Source organism: Nocardioides sp. NPDC054178, assembly GCF_055585005.1.
The window spans coordinates 711165-732856 of record NZ_JBVJKY010000002.1 but is presented as its reverse complement, the minus strand read 5'-3'; the positions used below and the strand labels follow the sequence as shown (position 1 = coordinate 732856).

20 protein-coding genes are annotated in these 21692 nt (G+C 69.4%); 6 read left to right on the top strand and 14 right to left on the bottom strand.

Annotation, left to right across the window (positions count from 1 at the left end; all coding sequences use genetic code 11):
• Window positions 1-118 precede the first annotated feature (118 nt).
• From ACZ6WN_RS10235 to ACZ6WN_RS10210, 6 genes are all read right to left on the bottom strand, one after another.
• Window positions 119-3562: a (Fe-S)-binding protein gene (locus tag ACZ6WN_RS10235; RefSeq protein WP_465864530.1), complete on the bottom strand. Its 3444-nt coding sequence runs from the start codon at window positions 3560-3562 to the stop codon at window positions 119-121.
• 182 nt (window positions 3563-3744) lie between these two features.
• Window positions 3745-5028: a choice-of-anchor P family protein gene (locus ACZ6WN_RS10230; protein WP_465864529.1), complete on the bottom strand. Its 1284-nt coding sequence runs from the start codon at window positions 5026-5028 to the stop codon at window positions 3745-3747.
• Between the two features lie 262 nt (window positions 5029-5290).
• The gene (locus ACZ6WN_RS10225) at window positions 5291-6271 is read right to left on the bottom strand and encodes a hypothetical protein (protein WP_465864528.1); all 981 of its coding nucleotides are present in this window, start codon (window positions 6269-6271) and stop codon (window positions 5291-5293) included.
• A gap of 244 nt (window positions 6272-6515) precedes the next feature.
• Entirely contained in the window at window positions 6516-7394 is an 879-nt protein-coding gene (locus ACZ6WN_RS10220) for an HpcH/HpaI aldolase/citrate lyase family protein (RefSeq protein ID WP_465864527.1), read from the bottom strand.
• A gap of 1 nt (window position 7395) precedes the next feature.
• Entirely contained in the window at window positions 7396-8466 is a 1071-nt protein-coding gene (locus ACZ6WN_RS10215; protein ID WP_465864526.1) for an HpcH/HpaI aldolase/citrate lyase family protein, read from the bottom strand.
• Between the two features lie 57 nt (window positions 8467-8523).
• Window positions 8524-8670, bottom strand: coding sequence for a hypothetical protein (locus ACZ6WN_RS10210; RefSeq protein ID WP_465864525.1), 147 nt, complete (start codon window positions 8668-8670; stop codon window positions 8524-8526).
• A gap of 70 nt (window positions 8671-8740) precedes the next feature.
• Between ACZ6WN_RS10210 and ACZ6WN_RS10205 the strand changes: the two genes are divergently transcribed.
• Window positions 8741-9697, top strand: coding sequence for a GlxA family transcriptional regulator (locus ACZ6WN_RS10205; RefSeq protein ID WP_465864524.1), 957 nt, complete (start codon window positions 8741-8743; stop codon window positions 9695-9697).
• 628 nt (window positions 9698-10325) lie between these two features.
• Here the strand turns inward: ACZ6WN_RS10205 and ACZ6WN_RS10200 are convergent.
• From ACZ6WN_RS10200 to ACZ6WN_RS10185, 4 genes are read right to left on the bottom strand one after another with little or no spacing between them, the layout of a single operon-like run.
• The gene (locus tag ACZ6WN_RS10200; protein ID WP_465864523.1) at window positions 10326-10865 is read right to left on the bottom strand and encodes a DnaJ family domain-containing protein; all 540 of its coding nucleotides are present in this window, start codon (window positions 10863-10865) and stop codon (window positions 10326-10328) included.
• Window positions 10866-10890: 25 nt separating this feature from the next.
• Complete coding sequence (locus ACZ6WN_RS10195; protein WP_465864522.1) at window positions 10891-12330, bottom strand: MFS transporter; 1440 nt, start codon at window positions 12328-12330, stop codon at window positions 10891-10893.
• Window positions 12327-13631, bottom strand: coding sequence for a M20/M25/M40 family metallo-hydrolase (locus tag ACZ6WN_RS10190; RefSeq protein ID WP_465864521.1), 1305 nt, complete (start codon window positions 13629-13631; stop codon window positions 12327-12329). The genes ACZ6WN_RS10195 and ACZ6WN_RS10190 overlap by 4 nt, the downstream gene beginning before the upstream one ends.
• Before the next feature lie 53 nt (window positions 13632-13684).
• A complete protein-coding gene (locus tag ACZ6WN_RS10185; RefSeq protein WP_465864520.1) occupies window positions 13685-14974 on the bottom strand; it encodes a C39 family peptidase in 1290 nt (429 codons plus the stop codon).
• A gap of 73 nt (window positions 14975-15047) precedes the next feature.
• On the opposite strand from ACZ6WN_RS10185, the gene ACZ6WN_RS10180 reads away from it, so the two are divergent.
• Window positions 15048-16196 (top strand): GTPase family protein, encoded by a 1149-nt coding sequence (locus ACZ6WN_RS10180; RefSeq protein ID WP_465864519.1) that lies wholly within the window; start codon window positions 15048-15050, stop codon window positions 16194-16196.
• A 114-nt stretch (window positions 16197-16310) separates the two neighbouring features.
• Here ACZ6WN_RS10180 and ACZ6WN_RS10175 read toward each other — a convergent pair whose 3' ends face one another.
• Complete coding sequence (locus ACZ6WN_RS10175) at window positions 16311-16799, bottom strand: winged helix-turn-helix transcriptional regulator (RefSeq protein ID WP_465864518.1); 489 nt, start codon at window positions 16797-16799, stop codon at window positions 16311-16313.
• 108 nt (window positions 16800-16907) lie between these two features.
• Here ACZ6WN_RS10175 and ACZ6WN_RS10170 point away from each other — a divergent pair, with 108 nt between their 5' ends.
• Both ACZ6WN_RS10170 and ACZ6WN_RS10165 read left to right on the top strand, forming a co-directional pair.
• Window positions 16908-17573, top strand: coding sequence for a dihydrofolate reductase family protein (locus ACZ6WN_RS10170; RefSeq protein ID WP_465864517.1), 666 nt, complete (start codon window positions 16908-16910; stop codon window positions 17571-17573).
• Window positions 17570-18103 (top strand): dihydrofolate reductase family protein, encoded by a 534-nt coding sequence (locus ACZ6WN_RS10165; RefSeq protein ID WP_465864516.1) that lies wholly within the window; start codon window positions 17570-17572, stop codon window positions 18101-18103. Before ACZ6WN_RS10170 ends, ACZ6WN_RS10165 begins: the two co-directional genes overlap by 4 nt.
• Window positions 18104-18122: 19 nt before the next feature.
• Here the strand turns inward: ACZ6WN_RS10165 and ACZ6WN_RS10160 are convergent, their stop codons facing one another.
• Window positions 18123-18551 carry a peptidoglycan-binding domain-containing protein gene (locus ACZ6WN_RS10160; protein ID WP_465864515.1) on the bottom strand — a complete coding sequence of 143 codons (429 nt, stop codon included), beginning with the start codon at window positions 18549-18551 and terminating at the stop codon, window positions 18123-18125.
• A 134-nt stretch (window positions 18552-18685) separates the two neighbouring features.
• Between ACZ6WN_RS10160 and ACZ6WN_RS10155 the strand changes: the two genes are divergently transcribed.
• On the top strand, window positions 18686-19624 hold the full coding sequence (locus ACZ6WN_RS10155; protein WP_465864514.1) for an SDR family NAD(P)-dependent oxidoreductase: 939 nt from the start codon (window positions 18686-18688) through the stop codon (window positions 19622-19624).
• A gap of 37 nt (window positions 19625-19661) precedes the next feature.
• Here ACZ6WN_RS10155 and ACZ6WN_RS10150 read toward each other — a convergent pair whose 3' ends face one another.
• Together ACZ6WN_RS10150 and ACZ6WN_RS10145 are read right to left on the bottom strand one after the other, a co-directional pair.
• Window positions 19662-20603: a type IV toxin-antitoxin system AbiEi family antitoxin domain-containing protein gene (locus ACZ6WN_RS10150; RefSeq protein WP_465864513.1), complete on the bottom strand. Its 942-nt coding sequence runs from the start codon at window positions 20601-20603 to the stop codon at window positions 19662-19664.
• 202 nt (window positions 20604-20805) lie between these two features.
• A complete protein-coding gene (locus ACZ6WN_RS10145) occupies window positions 20806-21402 on the bottom strand; it encodes a nitroreductase family protein (protein ID WP_465864512.1) in 597 nt (198 codons plus the stop codon).
• 144 nt (window positions 21403-21546) lie between these two features.
• Between ACZ6WN_RS10145 and ACZ6WN_RS10140 the strand changes: the two genes are divergently transcribed.
• A complete protein-coding gene (locus ACZ6WN_RS10140; protein WP_465864511.1) occupies window positions 21547-21669 on the top strand; it encodes a hypothetical protein in 123 nt (40 codons plus the stop codon).
• The last annotated feature ends 23 nt before the right edge of the window (window positions 21670-21692 follow it).

The window sequence follows — 21692 nt, the reverse complement described above, 5'->3', positions numbered from 1 at the left end:
CCGAGTGGGCATGCTGGTGCCGTCTCGGCCGACGCGGGTGACGCCTCGACCTAAATGCCGATGACACCTTGTGAATCACTCACAAGGTGTCATCGGCTGGTGCTGCGGACCGCGGGGGTCAGAGGTCGAAGAGCGACCCTGCCTCGTGGATGTCGACGTCGGTACGCGGCGTGTGCGCCTCTCCGCTCACGGCCGGCGCCGGCTTCGGCTCCGGTGCGGGGGCGGCCTTCTCGGGCTCCGGCTCCGGCTCCGATTCCGGCTCGGGCTCGGCCGAGGCCTCCTCCACGACCGCCGCTTCTTCGGCGGGTGCGGCAGGTGCCTCGTCGACCACGGCCTCCGGGGCGGCCTCGGCCGCAGGAGCGGCGGGGGCGGCCGGAGCTGCTGCCGCGACCGTTCCCTCCGGTGCCTCGATGTCGAAGAGCGAGCCGAGGCTGTCGAAGTCGACATCCGTCTTCGGCTCCGAGGTCACTCCCGACCCGGCGACCGGCGCAGCGGGTGCGACGGGCGCAACCGGAGCGGCAGCCTCGGCTGGGGCTTCAGCCTCGACCGGAGCCTCAACGGCCTCGACCGGGGCAGCGGCCTCGGGGGCCTTCGCCGGAGCTGGCTCGGGCTCGCCGGCCGGGATGTCGAAGAGCGAACCACCGGCGCTGAGGTCGATGCTCGGCTCCTCGGCAGCCGGCGCGGCAGCCGGGGCAGGTGCCTCGGGCTCGGCCGGAGCCGGTGCGGCCTTCGCCTCGGGGGCCGGTGCGGCCTCCTCGGCAGGGGCGGCCGGGATGTCGAAGAGCGAGCCGCCTCCGCCGAGGTCGACAGCGGGCTCCTCGGCGGGTGCCGGGGCGGCCTTCGCCTCGGGTGCGGCGGCAGGCTCGGCCTCCTGGGCGGGTACGTCGAAGAGCGACCCTCCGGACCCGAGATCCGCAGCAGGCTCCTCGGCCGGCTTGTCGGCCGGCTTGTCGGCGGGCACGTCGAACAGCGACCCACCCGAGGCCGGGGTCTCCTCGGCGGGCTTCTCCGCCGGCGTGTCGAAGAGCGACCCGCCGTCGTCGAAGAGCGACCCGCCGGAGGCCGGCTTCTCCGGCTCGGCGGCCGGAGCGGGGGTGTCGAAGAGCGACCCGCCGCCCGACGTACCTCCGGTGGCCGGCTCGGCCGGGGCGGGGGTGTCGAAGAGCGAGGACGCGTCGGCAGGAGCCTTCTCGGTGGTCTCGGTCGTCTCGGGGGCGGAGTCGAAGAGCGACGTGCCCGCTGCAGCGGCCGGCGCGGCCTCCTCGACGGCCGGAGCGGCCTTGGCGGCGGCACCGACCTTCGCACCCTCGCCCGGGGCCAGCTTGGTGGCCTGCTCGCCCTTGACGGACGCGAGCAGCATCTGCGCAACGTCGAGCACCTCGACCTCTTCGCGGGCGGCCCCGTTGGCCTGGGCCTTGGTCAGGCCGTCGGAGAGCATCACGCGGCAGAACGGGCAGCCGACGGCGATCTGGTCGGCGCCGGTGGCGACGGCCTCGTCGGTGCGGTTCTCGTTGATCCGCGACCCGATCTTCTCCTCCATCCACATCCGGGCACCGCCGGCACCACAGCAGAAGGAGCGCTCGGAGTTGCGGGGCATCTCCTTGTACTCGGCACCCGGCATGATCTGCAGCAGCTCGCGCGGCGGCTCGTAGACGCCGTTGTGGCGACCGATGTAGCACGGGTCGTGGTAGGTGATCGAGCGCTTGTGGGCGCCGGCGCCGTCCGCGACCGGGGTCAGCTTGCCCTCGCGTACGAGACGGTTGAGCAGCTGGGTGTGGTGGACGACCTCGAGCTCGATGCCGAACTCCTTGTACTCGTTCTTCAACGTGTTGAAGCAGTGAGCACAGGTGGTGACGGCCTTCTTGACCTTGAACTCCTTGAACGTCTCGACGTTCTGCTGAGCCAGGCCCTGGAAGACGAACTCGTTGCCGGCGCGGCGAGCGGAGTCGCCGGTGCAGGTCTCACCGTTGCCGAGTACGCCGAAGGAGACCCCGGCCATGTCGAGCAGCTCGGCCACGGCGCGGGTGGTCTTCTTGGCCCGGTCCTCGTAGGCGCCGGCACAGCCGACCCAGAACAGCCAGTCGACCTCCTCCAGCGACTCGATGTCCTTGCCGACCTCCTTGACGTCGAAGGGCAGGTCCTTGGCCCAGTCCATGCGCGCGTTGGCGTTCATGTTCCAGGGGTTGCCCTTGCCCTCCAGGCCCTTGAAGAGGCCGTTGAGCTCGGAGGGGAAGTTCGACTCGACGAGCACCTGGTAGCGGCGCATGTCCATGATGTGGTCGACGTGCTCGATGTCGACGGGGCACTGCTGGACGCAGGCGCCGCACGAGGTGCAGGACCAGAGCACGTCCTCGTCGATGACGAAGCCGCCGTCCTCGGGGTTGTAGAACCAGTCCAGGACCTCGGTGTTGCTTTCGGCGCCGGCCGGGGCGCCGTCGGCCTTGCCGATCAGCGGCTTCTCCTTGAGGTCGCCGTCTGCGGCCGCGGCGTACGCGTGCTCGCGCAGCCCCATCATCAGCAGCTTGGGCGAGAGCGGCTTCTCGGTGTTCCAGGCGGGGCACTGCGACTGGCAGCGGCCACACTCGGTGCAGGTGGTGAAGTCGAGGATGCCCTTCCAGGAGAAGTCCTGGATCGAGCCGACGCCGAGGATCGCGTCCTCGGGGATCCGGTCCTCCTCGACGTCCTCGAGGGTGACGGGCTTGCCGTCGATGAGCATCGGCTTGATCGCGCCGAGCGCGGTGCCGAGCGGGCGCGCGCCGTCGACAGCAGACGTACGCGACGCCGGCTCGCGCTTGAACCAGATGTTGAACCAGGCGGTGAAGCGGTGCCAGGCGACACCCATGGTCAGGTGGGTGGAGACGACGGCCAGCCAGATCAGCGCGGTGATGATCTTGAAGGCCGCGATCGCGTAGATGACGTTCTCGAGCGTGGGGATCGCGTCGGCGCCGGTGGGGTAGAGCGCGCCGAAGAACTGCGAGATCGGGAAGTGGAAAGCAGTCGCGTGCTCGGCGACCTCGCCGCCGTGGGCCTTGGCCAGGTTGTACTCAGCGCCGCGGATGAACAGGATCGCCGCGCTCTCCACGAGCACCATTGCCTCGACGAAGAACGCCTGCCACTGGGTCGAGCCGTAGAACCGAGTCTCGCGCCCCATCTTCGCCGGCTGGTGGGTCAGCCGGTAGACGATCAGCGGGATGATGCCCAGCGCGCCGAGCAGGCCGAGGACCTCGGCGACCCATTCGTAGGCGAACAGCTTGCCGATGACCGGAAGCGTCCACTCGGGGTCGAACAGCTGGAAGTACGCCGCCCCGACCGCTGTGGAGAGCACGATGAACGCCGCGAAGGCGAACCAGTGCAGGATCCCGACCCAGGTCCACTGCAACATGCGCGTGTGGAGGACGGTCTCTTTCAACATCGTCAGGGTGCGGGCGAGTGGCTGGTCGACGCGGCTGATCGGCGTACCGATCTTGATGACCGCGAGCATCGACCGGACCGCCTTGATCACCAGGTAGGCGGTGGCCACCGTTGCCGCAAGACACACGACGATGGCGATGATCTGCAACATGCCTAGGCGCTCCTCATCAGGGGGCAGGACTGCCGGAATGACCCGAGCCTAATGCTTCGGGTCGGCTCGGGTGCGTATGGGTGGGTTGATACTACCCGTGAGTAACTTCAGAATGAAGAAACGGCCCGCGACCTGGTCAGGACGCGGGCCGTTTCTTAGGACAGCCTCAGTGGATCAAGGCCTCACGCGTTCGAGTTCACCTTGAACTTGGCGTGACCGATGTTGACAACGGTCTTGGTGCCCTCGGTGGCGTCGAGGAGCGTCAGCCGCAGGGCGACGACCTCGATCAGGTTCTTGCTGCGCTCGACGACGACGTTGGTCTCGATCTTGGCCAGGCCGGGGATGTCGACGCGGGAGAGCGCCGACCCGAGCTGGGCGAGGGAGACCTTCTGGTCGTTGATGTAGATGTCGCCGAACTTGGTGCCCGAGGTGGACGTCGAGGCGCCCTTGCCCTTGACGAACTTGGCGTTCGCCTGGGCGCGGATGGCCTCGATGCGGATCGCGCCGTCGCCGATGTTGACGCCGGCGACCTCGGCGAAGGTGTAGCCCTCGGCGGTGGTCTTGGTCTGGTTCGAACGCTGACCGCTGGTCAGGCCCTTGACGTCGACGACGCTGCCGGCGTCGCCCAGCGGAACACCGGCGATGGACTTGGTCTTCAGCTTGCCCTTGGTGCCGGCGCAGGAGGCGTTGGTCAGCGGGTTCTTGCCGACCTTGGCGACACCACCGAGCGCGGAGGCGTCGATGCCGTTGGAGAAGCCACGGAAGGTGGCGGAGTAGGCCTGACCGTTGATCTCGGCGCGCGAGCGACCGACGATGACCTCGGAGTCGGTGCCGTGGAGCTTGATCCAGATGCCGTTGGCGTAAGCCTCGGCGCCGTCGGCGTTGGTCTTCTCGACGGTGTTGCCCAGACCGATGGTGGCAATGCCCGGGATGACGAGCGGCTTGTCACGGCCGGGGATCGGCAGGTCGATCTTCTGGCCGGGGCCGGCCGGGTCGAGAACGATGTGAGCGATCTTGGCCTTGGAGTCGGCCTTGTAGCCCTTGCCGTCCCACCACGCCTGGGAGACCGAGCTGAGGCCCTCGACGGTGACCGTGCCCAGCGGGCTCTTGTCGAGCACGACGTCGGCGATCTTGTGCTCCGAGATGGACTTGACCGTCGCGCCGGACTTGACGGTGCGCTGCTTGGTCGTGGTGGCACCGATCGTGCCGAGACCCGGCACCTTGGCGCCGGCGGTGTTGTTGTTGACGTCGTAACCAGCCTTACGGGTGCACCCGATGGTCTGGTAGCCGAGGTCTCCCGAGTTGGCCGGGATGTTTCCACCGGTCACGCGGGTGCCGAAGCCGCTGGCAAACAGCCCGAACGAGGTGTTCGTCAGTGCGGCCTGTGAGGGCGCCGGCACAACCAGAACTGCGCCGACGACGGCGGCAGCGGCTGCGGACAGCGCGAGCGTACGGATGCTTCGCATTGTTGGTTGGACTCCGATTCTGCGGTGGGGATCCCCCAAGATCCCCGCAACGGGGCCGTGCCACCTGCCAGATCCGGGGGAACCTGGCGCACTCCCGAGTTAAGGGGTGGCACATCGGGCAAACGAGAGAAAACCACGGAAGTTATCGGGACGGAGGTCCTATTTCTAGATGGCCCTTCCTGGCCATGGGTAACCCACCCGGGCATACGCAAACGGGCCGTGACCTCGGAGAGGTCACGGCCCGTCGTGGGTCACCTGTGGATCAGGGGGTCAGGTCGAGCTGAATTCCGGTGAGACCGTCGATGACACCCGTCACCGTGTCGAGCACCGGGGCCACCACGTTCTTGCCCAGCGACGGTTCGGTCGGCGCGGGGGTCGGTGCGGGCTCGGGAGCAGGCTCGGGTTCCGGGGTCGGCTCCGGCGCCGGCTCGGGGGCCGGTTCGGGAGCGGGTGCCGGATCCTTGTCGGACAGAGGGTCGCCCTCGAGCGGTGCGGGGATGGTCCTGCTGGAGGAGTGAGCGCCCCCGTAGGCCTCGGCGGTGGAGGGTGCGTCGTAGTCCCCGTTGGAGTGCTTCCCGCCGGAGGTGTTGCCCGGGGCCGAGGGGGAGAACGGGGACGCCTTCTCCGGCGCGATCACGCCAGGGGCGTCGATGACCTGCTGGTCGGCGATGTCGACCACGGGTACGGCGTCGTACTGGCCGGCATGGGCCTTGACCTGCTGGGCCTCGAGGTCCGGGCCGACGTTGGCCTGGGCGAAGGCGCCGATGCCGGCCGAGGCGATCGCCATCGCCGCGAGCGGCAGCAGCACGGCCTTCTTGTTGCGAACGTGGCTCTTCGGGGCCGGGCCGTTCAGGACGGCGCCGTTCCGCGTCGGCACCTGAGCGGCGGCGTAGGACGGCATCGCCGGGTTGGCGAACGTCACGGGCCCTGCCGGGTGCAGCTGGTGCGCCGTGTAGGGGCTCGGCTGGTAGGCGTACCGCGGCAGCTGCGCGTGCGGAGGCATCGGGCGCTGGTAGACGGGCCGCGGCGGCGCGGGATAGCCGGCGTCGGGGCGTCGCGGGACGAGCGCGGTGCTGGGCTGGGGCTGCTGCGGCTGGGGCGTGTACGGCGTGTGGCGAGGTCGCGCCTGCTCGGCGGTCGCCCTCGGGGTGTTGAACCACGACTCGGTCGCCGGCGACAACCCCTCGAGAGCGCGGTTGGCGATCTCGAGGGGGTCGGCCGTGGTCTCGTTCTTGGTGCGCATCTGTGGGGCGTGGTGTCGAGCCGGCGTGGGTGGGACGTTCGAGTGGTCCCCCGTCGCGGGCCGACGATTCGCTTCAGTCATCTGACGCTGTCTCCTGAGCGCGTGTCGGTTGTGTCGCGCAGCACGTACGGAACCAGAATCTCGACTGCTTGTCACCTTCTTCTCAGAAAAAAGTTACTGACAAGGCCTAATGCACTCACGAGGTAACGAAGAAGATACGCCCGGGGGTATATCTTCCTGTGGATTACAACGCTGCGATGGCGTCGGCGATGCTCAGCGTGCGCCGCGCGGACTCGACGTGGAGGTTCTCCACCATCTTGCCGTTGTAGGTCACGACGCCGCCGTCGCTCGCCTCCCAGGTCTCGATGAGGCCCTTGGCGTCGGCCACCGCCTGCTCGCTGGGCGCGAAGCCGGCGTTGGCCCCCTCGACCTGGCTGGGGTGCACCAGGGTCTTGCCGTCGAACCCGAAGATCCGGCCCTGCTCGACCTCGGCCGCGTAGCCCTCGGCGTCCTTGACGTTGTTGTAGACGCCGTCGAGGATGACCTTGCCGCTCGCGCGCGCGGCGAGCACGGCCAGCTGGAGGCTGGTGACCAGGTTGGTGCGGGCGGGGACGTGGTCGACGTACAGCTCCTTGACCAGGTCGTTGGTGCCGAGCACGAGCACCGTCAGCCGCTCGGAGGCCGAGGCGATCTCCTCGGCGTGGAGGATGGCGTACGGGCTCTCGATCATCGCCCAGAGCTTGGTCTGCTCCGGGACGCCGGCCTTCTCGAAGGCCGCCACCAGGTCGAGCACCTGCTGGGGGCTGTTGACCTTGGGGACGACGATCGCGTCGGGGCCGGCCTTGGCGGCGGCGGCCAGGTCGTCGGCGTGCCACTCGGTGTCGGCGCCGTTGATGCGGATGGTGAGGTACTTGTTGCCGTACTCGCCCGAGGTCACGGCCGCGGCCGCGTTCTCGCGCGCCTCTGCCTTGGCATCGGGGGCGACGGCGTCCTCGAGGTCGAGGATCAGCGCGTCGGCGGTGATCGTCTTGGCCTTCTCGAGGGCGCGGGTGTTGGAGCTCGGCATGTAGAGGACCGAGCGCAGGGGGCGGCTGTGCTTGATCTCTTGGGTTGCCTCAGTCATCTCAGTCCTCGATCTCGATGGTGTCGTAGAGCTCCTTGAGCTTCGGGTCGATGGCGGCCAGCTCCTCGGCCAGGTCGACGAGGACCAGGCACTGCTTGAGGCTGGCGTCGTCCTCCATCTTGCCGTCGAGCATGACGGCGCCGGTGCCGTCGCCCATCGCGGCGACCACGCGACGGGCGTGCTTGATGTCCTCGACGCTGGGGGAGAAGACGCGGTTGGCGATCTCGATCTGCTTGGGGTGCAGGCTCCAGGTGCCGACGCAGCCGAGCAGGAACGCGTTGCGGAACTGGTCCTCGGCCGCGACCACGTCGGTGATGTCGCCGAACGGGCCGTAGTAGGGGTAGATCCCCGCGGCGGCGCAGGCGTCGACCATCTTCGCGATCGTGTAGTGCCACAGGTCCTGCTGGAAGACCGTGCGGTTGCCGTGGATGTCGCCGTCCACCGGGTCCTGGCGGACCAGGTAGCCCGGATGGCCGCCGCCGACGCGGGTGGTCTTCATCTTGCGGTCGGCTGCCAGGTCGGCCGGGCCGAGGCTGATGCCCTGCATGCGCGGGGAGGCGAGCGCGATCTCCTCGACGTTGGCCACGCCGCGCGCGGTCTCGAGGATGGCGTGGATGAGGATCGGGCGCTGTACGCCGCCCTTGGCCTCGAGCTGCGCGAGCAGCCGGTCCACGTAGTGGATGTCCTCGGGGCCCTGCACCTTCGGCACCATCACGACATCGAGCTTGTCGCCGATCTCGGTGACCAGGGTGACCAGGTCGTCGAGCACCCAGGGGGAGTCGAGCGAGTTGATCCGGGTCCACAGCTGCGTCTTGCCGAAGTCCGTCTCGGAGGCGATCTTCACCAGGCCTTCGCGTGCGGCGACCTTGTTGTCGGCCTTGACGGCGTCCTCCAGGTTGCCGAGGAGCACGTCGACGGTGCCGACCATGGCGGGCACCTTGGCTGCCATCTTCGGGTTCGACGGGTCGAAGAAGTGGATCGCGCGACTCGGCCGTGCCGGGATCTCCCGCAGCGGTGCGGGAGCGCCCACCGCCAACGGCGCGAAGAAGTCCTTGGGGCTCTTGTGACTCATGCCGGTCACCCTAACGGCCGGTGGTTACCGGCCGGTAGGCGTCTCGGCTTGTAACGATCACGACCGGCGGCGGGAGGGATGATCCTTCGGGACCGGGGCGCCGTGACGGATCCGAGCGCCGGCGTCGAAGCCGGCGAGGACGGAGCGGACGGTGCTGCGGACGTTGCTGCGGACGTTGCCGGGGTTCTTCCTGTTGGTGGTCATGACTCCAGCGTGCTCGTGCGGAGTGAGTTGGAGGAGTGGCAGGATTGACTAAGAATGATAGATTCTTGCCATGCCTGCGAAGCCGTCCATCGCCATCCCGATCGTCGAGGGGATGACCCTGTTCGAGATCGGGATGCCGCTCGAGGCGCTCGGCTACGACTGGGACCACGACGCCAGCCCGCTCTATGACGTGGTGCTGTGCGGCGACCTGCGAGGGGTGCGTGTCCACGGTGGCCCGCGGCTGACGCCGCAGCGGCCGATGGCGGCGCTGACCGAGGCGGCAACGGTGCTGGTGCCGGCGATCCGGCCGGGCGACCCGATCAGTCCGACCCTGGTCCGGGAGCTCCGCCGGGCCGCCGCGGGCGGCGCCCGGATGGTCTCGCTGTGCACCGGCGCCTTCGCCCTGGCCGAAGCCGGGCTGCTCGACGGTCGCCGAGCCACGACCCACTGGCGGTGGGTGGAGCTGTTCCGGCGTACGTTTCCACGGGTCGACCTCGACCCGCGGGCGATCTACGTCGATGACGGCGTGCTGACGAGCGCGGGCTCGGCCGCCGGGCTGGACCTGTGTCTCCACCTGATCCGCACCGATCACGGCCAGCATGCCGCCAACACCATCGCCCGCAACCTGGTCATCGCCTCGCACCGCGACGGCGACCAGGCACAGTACGTCGCGGCCGACCCGCTCACCGAGCAGGCCCACTGGCTCGACGAGCTGCGCACCTGGCTCCGGGCCAACCTGCACGAGGACGTCACCCTCGAGCGTCTGGCGGCGGCCGCCGCGGTCTCGCCCCGCACGCTCGCCCGGCGCTTCGAGCGTGACCTCGCCACCACCCCGATGCGCTGGGTCGCCGCCGAACGGATCGCGGTCGCCAAGACCCTCCTGGAGACCACCGATCTGCCGATCGACCGGGTCAGCCACGAGGCGGGCTACTACTCGCCGGTGACCTTCCGGGCGGGGTTCACCGCGGAGGTCGGGGTGACTCCGGGGCGCTATCGGAGGCGGTTCTCGGGGCGGGAGGTCGGGTAGCTGGATCGCCGCCGGACTCGCCCGTGCGGACGCGCTTCGGCTTCTGTGTTTTGTGGTGGGTGTTTGCCGCCGACCCGTTACGGGAGGGTGTTCTCAGCGACGCCCGGAGTAAAGGACGGCCTTCGGCCGCCGGCTGACGCCGGCCGCTTCGCGGTCCTTGACACCGGCCGTCGCTGAGAATTTTGGCTGGCTATCGGGTCGGCGGCAGGGGTTTGGCGCGGTGATCTGGGTTGGGTAGGGGCTTGGGTCTGTGGGGTGAACGAATTTTCGTTCGCTCGGGGGCGGGGCTCCGGTCTGGGTGGGGTTGACGGGTGAAAGAAACTTTTCTTTCACGTCAGGGAGGGATCGCTGGGCGGGGTGAACGAATTTTCGTTCGCCATGGAGGCGGCAACCTCTCCGAGGAGCGACTGTCTCCCGGCCACACCGGGGCCGCCGCCCCTGATAGCCAGCCAAATCTTTCTCGACATGGCCCGGTGTCAAGGATCGCCGAAGGCGACCGGCGAAGCCGGCGGCCGAAGGCCGTCCTTTACTCCGGGGCAGGGCGAGAAACACTCGAGGACAGGGTCGGCGGCCCAAGTCCAGCCACAACAAACAGTCGCTGACAGCGGACCTTCTCAGCCACGACCGCTCAGCGCCGCCACCAACGCCGTCTCCGCGGCTGCTGCTCGCGACGTGCGTTCTTGGCCGCCTCCACCCGAGCGGCGCGGCGCTCGCGCCAGGCGTCGAGCGTGGCGTCGACGTCGCGGGGCATGGTGATCAGCGGCGGACCCTCGGGCGCGCCGTAGCGGGCCGCGATGACGCGCTCGTTGAACTCCTCGACGATCCGGCGGGCGCCGTCCTCGGTGGTCTGGGTGTCGAGGAGGCTGTCGAGCTCGGCGTCGTCCTTGCGGAGCTGGACCGACCGGGGGAGAACCACGATCTGCTCGCGCTCGATCAGCTGCTTGACCCACCAGTCGGGATCGTGGTCGCGGTCGAGGTTCTTGATCGGCTTGCCGGCGCCGGGCAGGTTGTCGAACTCACCGCGCTGGATCGACTGCTGCACCTGGAGGTCGACCCACTTGGTCTGGTTCTCGATCCGGGCGGCGGCCGCCGTCCTGCTCGCGGCATCGTCGAGGTGGGGCGCCTGCGTCTCGGGGCGTTCCTCGGGCCGGTCCTCGCTCGTGGGCATGTGGTCACCTCCAGCGCGAGAAAGTTTACCCAGCGCTGGTTGCGCGGCGGGGCAGCAGAAGCAGCAGCCCGGCGACGAGGGCGGTGACCCCGCACACGGCCCACACCGTGAGGTAGCCCGAGAGCGGCGCGTGCGCCTCGCCGGAGATCGACCCGTCCGCCGCGAGGGCGATGGCGAAGACCGCGGAGGCGATGGCGCCGCCGACGGTCTTGGTGGCGTTGGTCATGCCGGTCGCGAAGGCGGTGCGCGAGGTCGGCGCGGCCGCGGCGGCGGCCGCCGGCAGCGACGCCACCAGGGCACCCGAGCCGAGCCCGACGACCGCCATGTTGAGGAGTCCCTGAGCGGTGGAGTCGTGGAACGGCAGCCACATCAGGTAGCCGGCGGCCACCAGGAAGCAGGCGACCGCCTGGGCCCGGACCGGCCCGAGGAACCGAGCCCACAGCGGCAGGGTGAAGGCGGAGACGGCCATCGCGATGACGTACTCCGCGATCAGCAGCGACACGAACGACGCGTCGGCGCCGAGCCCGAAGCCGGCCTCGGCGGGGTCGGTGCGCGCGAAGGTCGACAACGGGATCTGCGCTCCCAGGACGGACATCCCGAACAAGAACGCGGTGAGCTGGATCGGCCACTGCGCGCGCGAGACCAGCAGGCGTACGTCGATCAGCGGCTCGCGCCCACCCGCATCCTCCAGCGCCGTCTCGATCCGCCAGAACGGGATCAGCGTGAGCAGGCCCAGGACGACGAGGGCCCAGGCGAGCAGCGAGCCGGCCCCGAGGACGCGTACGCCGACCAGGCCGGCCATGACCAGGCCGAGGACGAGGGTCAGCACCGCCAGCCCGAGCCAGTCGAAGGCGCCACCACTGGTGCCGGAGTCGGGCTCGATGCCGACCGCGATGACGAGGAAGACCGCGGTCACGGCCACCGCCGGGAAGGCCAGGATCGCGGTCATCGGGAGCACCCCGACGAGCGCACCGGCGGCGATCGCGCCGATGATCACCGAGAGCTGCAGCGCGCCGACGAGCACCCCGGCCGCGCGACGGGTCAGGGCGGTGTCGCCACCCGTGCGCTTGTGGACGATGGCGACCTCGAGCGGCAGCCAGATGACGTAGGCGCCCTGGATCGACCAGGCGACCAGGAACGAGCCGAAGTCGGGAGCGACCACGGTCCACCAGGTGGCGAGCGCGGTGATCCCGGTCGCCAGCAGGAGCACCTTCTTGTGGCCGATCAGGTCGCCGAGCCGGGCGAGCGGCGGTACGCACAGCGCGGAGACGATCAGCTGACCGGCCTCGAGCCAGTTGAGGTCGGCGTCGGAGACGCCGAGGTGGTCGGCGAGGTCGGAGAAGATGGGGGTGTAGTAGCCCTGCAGGATGCCGCTGGCGAACTCGACGGCCACCAGGAAGCCGACGATCACCCAGATTCCGCGGGCGGCCTTCTCGACGCCGGTGCGCTGACTTTCGGTGGTCACAGTGACTCGATCAACCTTCGGTAGAAGCGGATCCCGTCGAGATAGTCATCGACCCCGATGTTCTCGTCGGCGGCGTGGATGGTGGCCCGCTGGGCAGCGGTCATCCGGAACGGCGCGAACCGGTAGACCCGGTCGCTGATCTCGTAGAAGAAGCGGGAGTCGGTCGCGGCCATGACCGTGTAGGGGGCCGGCACCGCCTCCGGGAAGATCTCCGTAATGGTGTCGGTGACCAGCGAGAACGCCTCGTCGCGAGGGGAGACCGGCGACGGCTCGCCGGCTCGGACGACCTCGATCTCGACGTGCTTGTCGCCGATCGCGGCCCGCAGCCGCTCGACGACCTCGGCGACCGTCTCGCCGATCATGATCCGCAGGTTGACCCCGGCCGAGGCGGCCGAGGCGATCACGTTGGCCGCCGGGCTGCCCTCGAGCGTCGTGATCGCGACGGTGGTGCGGGTCAGCGCGGCGGGCTCGGGCCCGAGCCGGGTCAGCAGCCGGGCCAGCGCCGGCGCCAGCCGGCCGGCGTTGGCCAGCACGGGCCGCATGGGCCTGGCCGCGTACGGGGCGATCTGCTCGAACATCTCCACCGTCGGCGTGGGCAGCCGGACCGGCATCGACATCCGGTCGAGCCGGGTGATCGCGCGGGCCAGCCGCGCGGTCGGGCCGTTCTGGCGCGGGGTGGAGGAGTGGCCGCCGTCGCCGGTCACCCGGAGACGTACGTCGGTGGTGCCCTTCTCGGCGACGCCGACGACCCCGATCGGAGCGGTGACGCCCGGGAAGGCGTCGAACGCGACCGCACCGCCCTCGTCGAGGACGAACCACGGCTCGACCCCTTGGCTCTTGAGCTCCTGGACGGCCGCCCGCGCTGCCTCCCCGGTGGTCTCCTCGTCGGAGCCGAAGGAGAGCCACACGTCGTACGCCGGCTCGAACCCGTCCGCGAGCAGCCCCTCGACCGCGGCGCAGATGGCCACGAGCTGGCCCTTGTCGTCGAGGGTGCCGCGCCCGTGGATCACCCCGTCGACGATCTCGCCGCCGAACGGGTCGTGGGTCCACTCGCCGGCGATCGGGACGACGTCCTGGTGGGCCATCAGCACGACCGGCTTCGCGGCCGAGGCGCCCGGCCAGCGGAAGAGGAGCCCGTGTCCGCCCACGGGGGTGAGGTCAAGCGTCGCGTGGAGCAGCGGGAAGTGTTCGCGCAGCGCCTCGTGGAGCTGCTCGAACGCCTTCGCCTCGGCGCCGGAGCCGTCGTTGACGGTCGGGGCCCGAAGTGCGGCCTGAAGAGCGGCGACGGGGTCGAGTGTCATGTCCGAAACCTAACCCGGTGGCCGCGGTGCAGATCACCCTGTTGGCGACTCCGTCACCAGTTTGTGGCGCTCCCGGGCAGCCTCACGTCGCGCGGGTGGATGACGTAGGTGATCCCGTCGGTCGAGGTCTGCCAGACCCGCTCGAAGTTCTCGCGGGTGTAGACGTTGCGCACCTCGTCGTCGGAGGGGTAGTTGGGGTCGTAGAGGATCGGGTCGCCCTCGGCGGTGAAGCCGCCGACGACCAGCAGGTGGCCGTCGGTGCCGTAGCCCGCCTCCGGCATCTCCTCGCGCTCCCAGCTGGCCGAGACGACGAGCGGGAAGCCGGCCGCCACCAGGGTCTCGGCCTCGGCCAGCGAACGCAGACGGGTCACGGACCCGTCCAGGCCCCAGCGGCCGGCGTAGGCGGTGTTGAACGGCCAGTTGCCGGCGCCCTCGTAGGCGTAGTCCCAGGTGTTGATCGCGGCGTAGGCGACCTGCGGGTCGCCGTGGGGCGCCTCGATGCCCTCCAGTTCGCGCGCCGGGACCTCGTGACCCCAGTGGTACTGCACCATCGTCGTCGACGTCGGTGAGCACCAGACCTGGCCGCCGCCGCCGAACTCCGGGTATTCGCCGCGGTGGATGTTCTGGCTGAACGGCGGGACATGGAGGTCGATCGCGCTGTCGAGGGTCGGCGCGCTGGTGCCGGGGTAGGCCGAGTCAGGCAGGTATTCGTTGGTCAGCGTCGAGACCGTTCGCAGGCTGGGGGAGGTGGTCGCACCCTCGGGGCGCAGCAGGGTGACCCTGGTCTGGAACGCTTCGGGCTCCTTGCCGGTCCGGGCGACAAAGGTGTCGGTGTAGAGCGCCGCGTCGGTGTCGCTCTGCCCCTCGACGGAGGTGCGGTGGATGTCGCCGGCCGCGAAGTCGTCGCCGGCCGTCCAGCGACCCATCACGAACCACTTCGTCCAGGCGCCGTCGGCCTTCCGGCCGCGGAACCCGATCTCTGCCCAGGTGCCGGTCGGTGTCTCGACGTCCCACGAGGTGACCGACTCGTCGATCGGGTATCCGGTCCTGACCACGGGCGAGGTCCAGGTGCCGAGCTCGTACGTCCTCGTGATGCCGTCGCCGAAGGGGTCGGTGTAGGTCGTCGTCTCGCTGCCGCGCCCGATCCGGAGGGTGCCGTGGCGGTCCGGGTGCAGGTTGGTCGACCTGCCCTTCGCGAAGTCCTCGACGCTGTTCCACCGGGTGAGGGTGATCTCGGTGGGCGGGGACTCGGGCTCGGCCGCGTGGACCGGAGTCGTGGGTGCGATCAGGACGGTTGCGGCGGCGAGGGCGGCAACGTACGCGAGGCGAGACCGAGGGCTCATGTCGGAACGCTATTCCCCCTCGGAGCGCGCGGCCACGACAATTCGTCGGTGTCGACTGGCATCCTTGGTCGACGTGAACAACTTCGCATCCGACGGCTGGTTCAAGGACGAGTTCCACAAGAGGTACGCCGAGTCGGCCAAGGAGATCGGCCGGTTCAACCTCGCCGTCTTCGGCAAGACCGGCGTCGGCAAGTCGACGCTGGTCAACGCCGTCTTCGGGGCGGAGGTGGCCAGGACCGGGATCGGCGAGCCGGTGACGAAGGAGTCGACGCTCTACCTGCACACCAGCGGCTTCTTCGGTCTGCTCGACACCCAGGGCCTCGAGATCGGCGTCGAGGGCGACCGGGTGATCAAGGACCTCGCCAAGCTGATCCAGGAGCGGCGCCGCAAGCCGCAGTCCGAGCAGATCCACGTGGCCTGGTACGCCGTACGTTTCGCCGACCGCCGCTTCGAGGAGACCGAGGCCGCGTTCATCCGCAAGCTGGCCGACCTGGGGCTGCCGGTCGTGCTGGTGATGACCCAGGTGCCGACGTCCCCGACCGGTGCCTACCATCCCGACGCGGTCGAGTTCGCCCAGCAGATCGACGCGCGCGGGCTGCCCGTCCACGGCGCCCGGGTCTACCTGACCAACGCCAAGGCCGACGACTTCTCCGGCCAGCAGGTCCACGGACTGCAGGAACTTGTTGATGCCACCTTTCGATGCGCGCCTGCAGGCGTCGAGGAAGCCCTCACCGCGGCGCAGAGGGTGGATCTCAAGCGGAAGCAGGAGCAGGCGAACACCGTGATCGCGGGTGCCGCGACCGCGGCCGGGGCGGCTGGCGCGACCCCGATCCCGTTCTCCGACGCGGTCGTCCTGGTGCCGATCCAGCTCGGCATGATGGCGCGCATCTCGGCGATCTACGGCATCGAGGTCGACAAGGCCGCGATGGCCTCGATCGCGGCCACCGCGGCTGCCACCCAGGCCGGCCGCACCGTGGCGGGCAACCTGCTCAAGATGATCCCCGGGTTCGGCACCGTCGGCGGCGGCGCCATCAACGCCACCGTCGCGGCCGGCTTCACCGGCGCCATCGGCGCCGCCTGGTCGGCCGTGTGCGTCAAGCTCGGCGAGGGCAAGCTGCGCGGCGTCAACGGCGCCCTGGACACCGAGGGCATCCGCTCGCTCTTCCTCGACGAGCTGAAGAACCAGATCTCGAAGCTGAAGCTGCACGGCAAGGAGAGGTGAGGTTGGCAGGGGGATGTTCGTCTAGGTATGCAGCCGAGCAGTCACTTCCCAGGTGGAACTCCACGAGGGAAGCGACGGTTCGGCTGCATACCTAGACGAACATGCGCCCCGAGCTCAGCCGCCCATCGCCGCCTCGTACGCCGCGGCGAGCTGCTCGCTCGCCCGCGGTGCGTCCGGGTCGGGCCGGGGTGTGCCGAGGTGGAGCTCGCGCAGCTCGTCCATGAAGGACGCCACCGTCTCGGGGCCGGCATCGCGTAGCAGCTCGGCGCGGACCCGGAGCTGCCGGGTGCCGTCGCGGTGGGCGAGCCCCCAGTTGCCGAGGGCGACCATGATCGGCAGGGTCTGGATGCCTGCCTCGGTCAGCGCATAGGCCGCCTTCTGGCCGCGGCCGGCCTCCTCCTTGGTCAGCAGCCCGCCCTCGACGAGCTTCTTCAGCCGGCTGCTGAGGATGTTGGAGGCGATGCCCTCCTCGGAGCTCGCGAGCAGCTCGCGGAAGTGACGTCTGTTCCCGAACATCACGTCGCGCAGCACGATCACCGACCAGGGGTCTCCGAAGACCTCCACGGCCGCGTTGATCGGGCACCCCGATCTGGGCTCGCTCACTCGGCTTCTCCTGCGCTCGAAAATAGTGGTTGCAATCTGCAATCGGGAAGTCTACTCTCGACGCTAGTGATTGCAAAGTGCAACCACTCGGATTCGAGGGAGAACGACATGTCACGCGTACGTGCTCACACCATCGGCGTCTCGCTGGACGGCTTCGCCACCGGCGACGGCCAGAGCCTGGAGGCGCCCTTCGGCCACGCCGGCATGCGGCTGATGGAGTGGTTCTTTCCGACCAGGACCTTCCAGAGCGCGAGCGGACACCGCGAGCGGATGGAGGTCGACCCGGCCGCCGATCCCGACGACGCCTTCGCCGCGCGCTCCTGGGAGGGCATCGGCGCCGAGATCATGGGCGCCGGCAAGTTCGGCCCGCCGGGATGGCAGGACGACGCCGAATGGACCGGCTGGTGGGGCGAGGAGCCGCCGTTCCACACACCGACCTACGTGCTGACCCACCAGCCCCGCGAGTCGATCGAGATGAAGGGCGGCACCGTCTTCCACTTTCGCAACGCGCCCATCGAGGAGGTGCTGGCCGAGGCGCAGGAGGCGGCGGCCGGCCAGGACGTACGCATCGGCGGCGGCCCGTCCTCGCTCCGGGCCTACCTGGCGGCCGGTCTCGTGGACCACCTGCACGTCGCCGTCGTCCCGATCATCCTGGGGCGCGGCGTACGGCTGTGGGACGGGCTCGAGGGGCTCGAGGACGGCTACGAGGTGGCGTCGACCACGACCCCGAGCGGGGTCACCCACGTGACCTTCGACCGGAAGCCGGTCTCGTGATCGCCGGCAAGGTGCTGTGGCACTTCTCGATGTCGCTCGACGGGTTCGTCGACGCCCGCGAGCCGGGGATGGCGTGGCTGGGCGACGTCACCGGACCGCCCGGGGTGGCGGAGGCGTACTCCTCGCGGCTGGGTGCCGTCCTGGGCGGCCGCGACGGGCACGATGCCTACCCGGATGCGATGCCGTACGGGGACTGGGAGGGACCGGTCTTCATCCTCACCCACCATCCCGAGGACGCCCGGCCGCAGGAGCACGTCACCTTCCTCAGCTGCGACGTCGGTGAGGCGCTGCGGATCGCCGTCGAGGCGGCCGACGGGAAGAACGTCGAGGTCCACTCGGCCGATATCGGCCGCCAGCTCCTCGAGCGCGGCCTGATCGACCAGATCGACCTGCACATCGCGCCCGTCCTGCTGGGCGACGGCATCCGCCTCTACGAACGCCCGGGCGGGGAGCCGATCAAGCTGCACAACCTGATCGGCGACGATCCGCATCGGGAGGTCGACCTCCGCTACGCCCCGGTGCGTCCGTGACGCGCTGAGGCCGCGGGTCTCAGACCCGGCAACCGGCCGCTCGGGCGACGGCGAAGGGGTAGGACTGCGCGGGACCGGTGCCGTAGTAGTACGGCGAGCACAGGTAGGCCCAGGTCCTGGGGCCGACGATGCCGTCCACCACCACCGAGGAGTCCCAGTAGCGCCACGACGTCTGACGGTTGATCACGGCCTGCCGCGTCAGGTTGCCGTACGCGCCGTCCACCACGAGGTCGATGCCGGGCTGCCAGTTGAGCAGCGTCTGGATGTACCTGACACAGGTGCCGTTGCCGCCGTAGGAGTAGTTGTACGACGTGCAGGTCGCGGCGTGAGCCGGGCTCGGCGCGGCAACGCCGGTGACGGCCGCGCCGGCGATCGCGATCAGGGTCGCAGAGACGATCCCGGCGATCCGCCGCTTCCACGTACGCGGGACGATGCTGGTGATTGACATGTTCTCTCCTGGATCGCGCGGTGGTGTCGGCTCCGGGCCGACATCTCGACGCGTCACGCTAGAGGCCGCATACCCGGGCCGGCACCCAACGAATCCGCGGAAACGAGCCCGGGCCGGGCCGCTAGGGTGCGGGGGTGGTCAGCCTGTTCTCGCTTCCGCTCCTGCAGACGCCGCGCGCCCGGTTCGCGCGCACGATCCGGGCCGTGACCGGTGCTCCCGGCCCGCTCGCCGGCCGCACGGTGCTGATCACCGGGGCCAGCTCCGGGATCGGTGAGGCGACGTCGTACGCCGCGGCTCGACGTGGTGCCCACGTGCTTCTCGCCGCGCGCCGGGCCGAGGAGCTCGAGCGGGTACGGAAGACCATCGAGGAGAGCGGCGGGCGAGCGTCGACGTACCTCGTCGACATGGCCGACGGTGACTCGATCGACGCGCTGGTGGAGCAGCTGCTCGCCGAGCACGGGGCGGTCGACTACCTGGTCAACAACGCGGGCCGGTCGATCAGGCGGTCGCTGGAGCTGACCCAGGACCGCTTCCACGACTTCGAGCGGATGATGGCGGTGAACTACTTCGGCGCGGTCCGGCTCACGATGGGCCTGCTGCCGGCGATGCGCGCCCAGCGGTTCGGCCACGTGGTCAACATCGTCACCTGGGGCAACCAGATCAAGGCGCCGAAGTTCGCCGCGTACATCGCCGCCAAGTCGGCGCTCGACGTGTTCGGCCGGATCCTGAGCCGCGAGGCCTACTTCGACAACGTGACCTGCACCAACATGCGCGTCGCGATCGTGCGTACGCCGATGATCGCCCCGACCGCCGAGTACGCCGGCCGCGGCGAGAGCCCCGACGAGTGCGCCGAGCGCGTCGTCCGCGCGCTCGAGGACCGGCCGGTGACGGTCGACGGCGCGTTCGGCTCGGTCTTCGAGGTCCTCAACATCGTCACCCCGCGGCTGGCCGATCTCGCGATGGCCGTCTCGCACGTGCGTACGCCGGACTCGGCGGCGGCCCGTGGAGTGGATGTTCATCAAGGTATGCAGCGGAGCATCCACTTCCCTAGCGGAACTCCACGAGGGGAGTGATGGTTCGTCTGCGTACCTAGACGAACATCCACCCGGATCACCCCGCCCGGCGCATCGCCCGAAAGAGCCGCTCGATCGACTCGGCGGGGCGGTCGTAGTCGGACCAGATGAATCGGATCATCATCGACCTGGTGAGCTCGCGCAGCTCGTCCTCTCGGCGCTTCTCCTCGAACACGACGTCTTCGGGGTTCTGGCCGGGCTCGAGCAGCCTGCCGTACTTGACCTTTCCGTCGAACTCGCCGAGCAGCCCGTATTGCGGCCATGCCCAGTCCGTGATGCCGGCGAGCGTGCCGTCGGGGCGGCGCACCTCGTACTGCAGTTGGGGCCGGGGGACGCCGTAGCGTTTGAACATCGCCGTGCCTCGCGACTCACCGACCGAGCCCGACCGCCCGTCGGCGTAGGGCAGCACCGTCCCCACGCGGCGCATGAAAGGCCAGTGCTCCATGATCGAGTATGTCGCGTCGAGCTGTTCCCGGTTGAACCTCTTGCTCCGCAGACCTGAGTCGAGCAGACACCATGCCGCCTCGGTGTCGATGCGTGATGCTGTCTCGAGTACGCACCGTTCCGGGCGCACCACCTGCTGACCTTCCACCTCGATGATGTCGTCGTGACCGGTGAACCCTTCATGGTGCACGACATCACCCTCGATCCGGCCCGGGCCTCCATCGAGCCGGGTGACGTGCACGCGGTCGAGCGGGACCCGCCAGAGGTCGATGTCGTGGCGTACGACTCCTGAGGCGTGACTCAACGCCACCTTCGGTCCGAGCGCGTGGAGCACGGCGCCGGAGCGCACGCGGTGACGACCGACGTCGTCGAGCTCCGCCCACACGGCCGCCGGGGCGTAGGCGCCCCTTCTGATCCGGTGCCACTCCCTGCGCCGAACCATCTTGGTGATCTCGCGGTCGGCGTAGCCCGCCGCCTTGGCATGTTGTGTCGTGAAGAAGCCGGCTCGTTCGACGGCAAGGTCCAGTTCATCCATGGCCCGACCGTCGCCCGGTCGCGACTGCGTTTCCAGTCCGATCCGGTTGCATGTGGATAACCCGTGCGTGAGATGCCCATGTGGATGGTCAGCGGCCCGGGGGATGCTGGTCTAGGTACGCAGCCGAACCGTCACTTCCCGCGTGGAACCCCACTAGGGAAGTGGATGCTCGCCTGCATACCTAGACGAACATCCACACCCCTCACCACCGCCCCCGATGGACGACGTCCTCGAGCGGAGTCCGCTTGCGGCGGGTGGGGGAGCCCTTGGCGCCGCCGGAGGCGGGATGGCCGATGGTGACGGCCCCGATCGGGTCGAAGGCGTCGGGGATGTCGAAGGCCTTGCGGACCGCGGCGTCGGACTCCGGCGGGATGCCGAAGTAGAGCGCACCGAGCCCCTCGTCGACCACGGTCTGCAGGATCAGCATGGTCGCCATCGCGGTGTCCATGTGCCAGAACGGCATCGGCCAGTGGGCCTCGTCGCGGTCGGTCCAGCCCTTGTCGGGCTGCGCGTAACGATCCAGGTAGGCCGCCTTGGAGGAGCACGGGATCACGATCACCGGAGCCTGCATCATCCCGGTCAGCCAGGTGTCGGGGTTCTCGATGTCGGCCGTCGCCTCCCAGTAGCGACGTACGTCCTCGGGGGTGTCGAGCACGAGGAAGGCCCAGCCCTGGGAGAAGCCCGCCGACGGCGCCCGGGTGGCGTTGTGCAGGATCTTGTCGATCACCTCGGGGTCCACCGGATCGCCGGTGTAGCTGCGGACCATCTTGCGGCGACGTACGACCTCGGAGAACTCCATAGGCCCAGTGTCCCGTCTAAGGCGCTCAGGTCGGGATCGAGGTCGGAAAGTAAGGCGCGCGACCGATTCGGCTGCCTACCTCAGCAGAGGAGTCTTCTCGATGTCAGCAGGACATCCCAGCAGAACAAGCAGCAGGAGATCGAGATGTACACCACCGTAGGTTACGAAGCAGAGGTCAAGTACCGCCGCCAGCAGATCCAGAAGGACCTGGCCAAGCGTCAGCGGGCCACCGAGGCTCGTCAGACGCGACGCAGCCGCACCCGCTGAGATGCGGGCGCGAACAGGCAGTC

Coding starts and splice junctions, on each gene's coding strand:
- ACZ6WN_RS10215 (WP_465864526.1), bottom strand. CDS start 8,466: ATGAGTCACAAGAGCCCCAAGGACTTCTTCGCGCCGTTGGCGGTGGGC.
- ACZ6WN_RS10225 (WP_465864528.1), bottom strand. CDS start 6,271: ATGCGCACCAAGAACGAGACCACGGCCGACCCCCTCGAGATCGCCAAC.
- ACZ6WN_RS10145 (WP_465864512.1), bottom strand. CDS start 21,402: ATGGAGTTCTCCGAGGTCGTACGTCGCCGCAAGATGGTCCGCAGCTAC.
- ACZ6WN_RS10170 (WP_465864517.1), top strand. CDS start 16,908: ATGTCACGCGTACGTGCTCACACCATCGGCGTCTCGCTGGACGGCTTC.
- ACZ6WN_RS10220 (WP_465864527.1), bottom strand. CDS start 7,394: ATGACTGAGGCAACCCAAGAGATCAAGCACAGCCGCCCCCTGCGCTCG.
- ACZ6WN_RS10200 (WP_465864523.1), bottom strand. CDS start 10,865: ATGCCCACGAGCGAGGACCGGCCCGAGGAACGCCCCGAGACGCAGGCG.
- ACZ6WN_RS10150 (WP_465864513.1), bottom strand. CDS start 20,603: ATGGATGAACTGGACCTTGCCGTCGAACGAGCCGGCTTCTTCACGACA.
- ACZ6WN_RS10210 (WP_465864525.1), bottom strand. CDS start 8,670: ATGACCACCAACAGGAAGAACCCCGGCAACGTCCGCAGCAACGTCCGC.
- ACZ6WN_RS10140 (WP_465864511.1), top strand. CDS start 21,547: ATGTACACCACCGTAGGTTACGAAGCAGAGGTCAAGTACCGCCGCCAG.
- ACZ6WN_RS10230 (WP_465864529.1), bottom strand. CDS start 5,028: ATGCGAAGCATCCGTACGCTCGCGCTGTCCGCAGCCGCTGCCGCCGTC.
- ACZ6WN_RS10160 (WP_465864515.1), bottom strand. CDS start 18,551: ATGTCAATCACCAGCATCGTCCCGCGTACGTGGAAGCGGCGGATCGCC.
- ACZ6WN_RS10185 (WP_465864520.1), bottom strand. CDS start 14,974: ATGAGCCCTCGGTCTCGCCTCGCGTACGTTGCCGCCCTCGCCGCCGCA.
- ACZ6WN_RS10190 (WP_465864521.1), bottom strand. CDS start 13,631: ATGACACTCGACCCCGTCGCCGCTCTTCAGGCCGCACTTCGGGCCCCG.
- ACZ6WN_RS10205 (WP_465864524.1), top strand. CDS start 8,741: ATGCCTGCGAAGCCGTCCATCGCCATCCCGATCGTCGAGGGGATGACC.
- ACZ6WN_RS10235 (WP_465864530.1), bottom strand. CDS start 3,562: ATGTTGCAGATCATCGCCATCGTCGTGTGTCTTGCGGCAACGGTGGCC.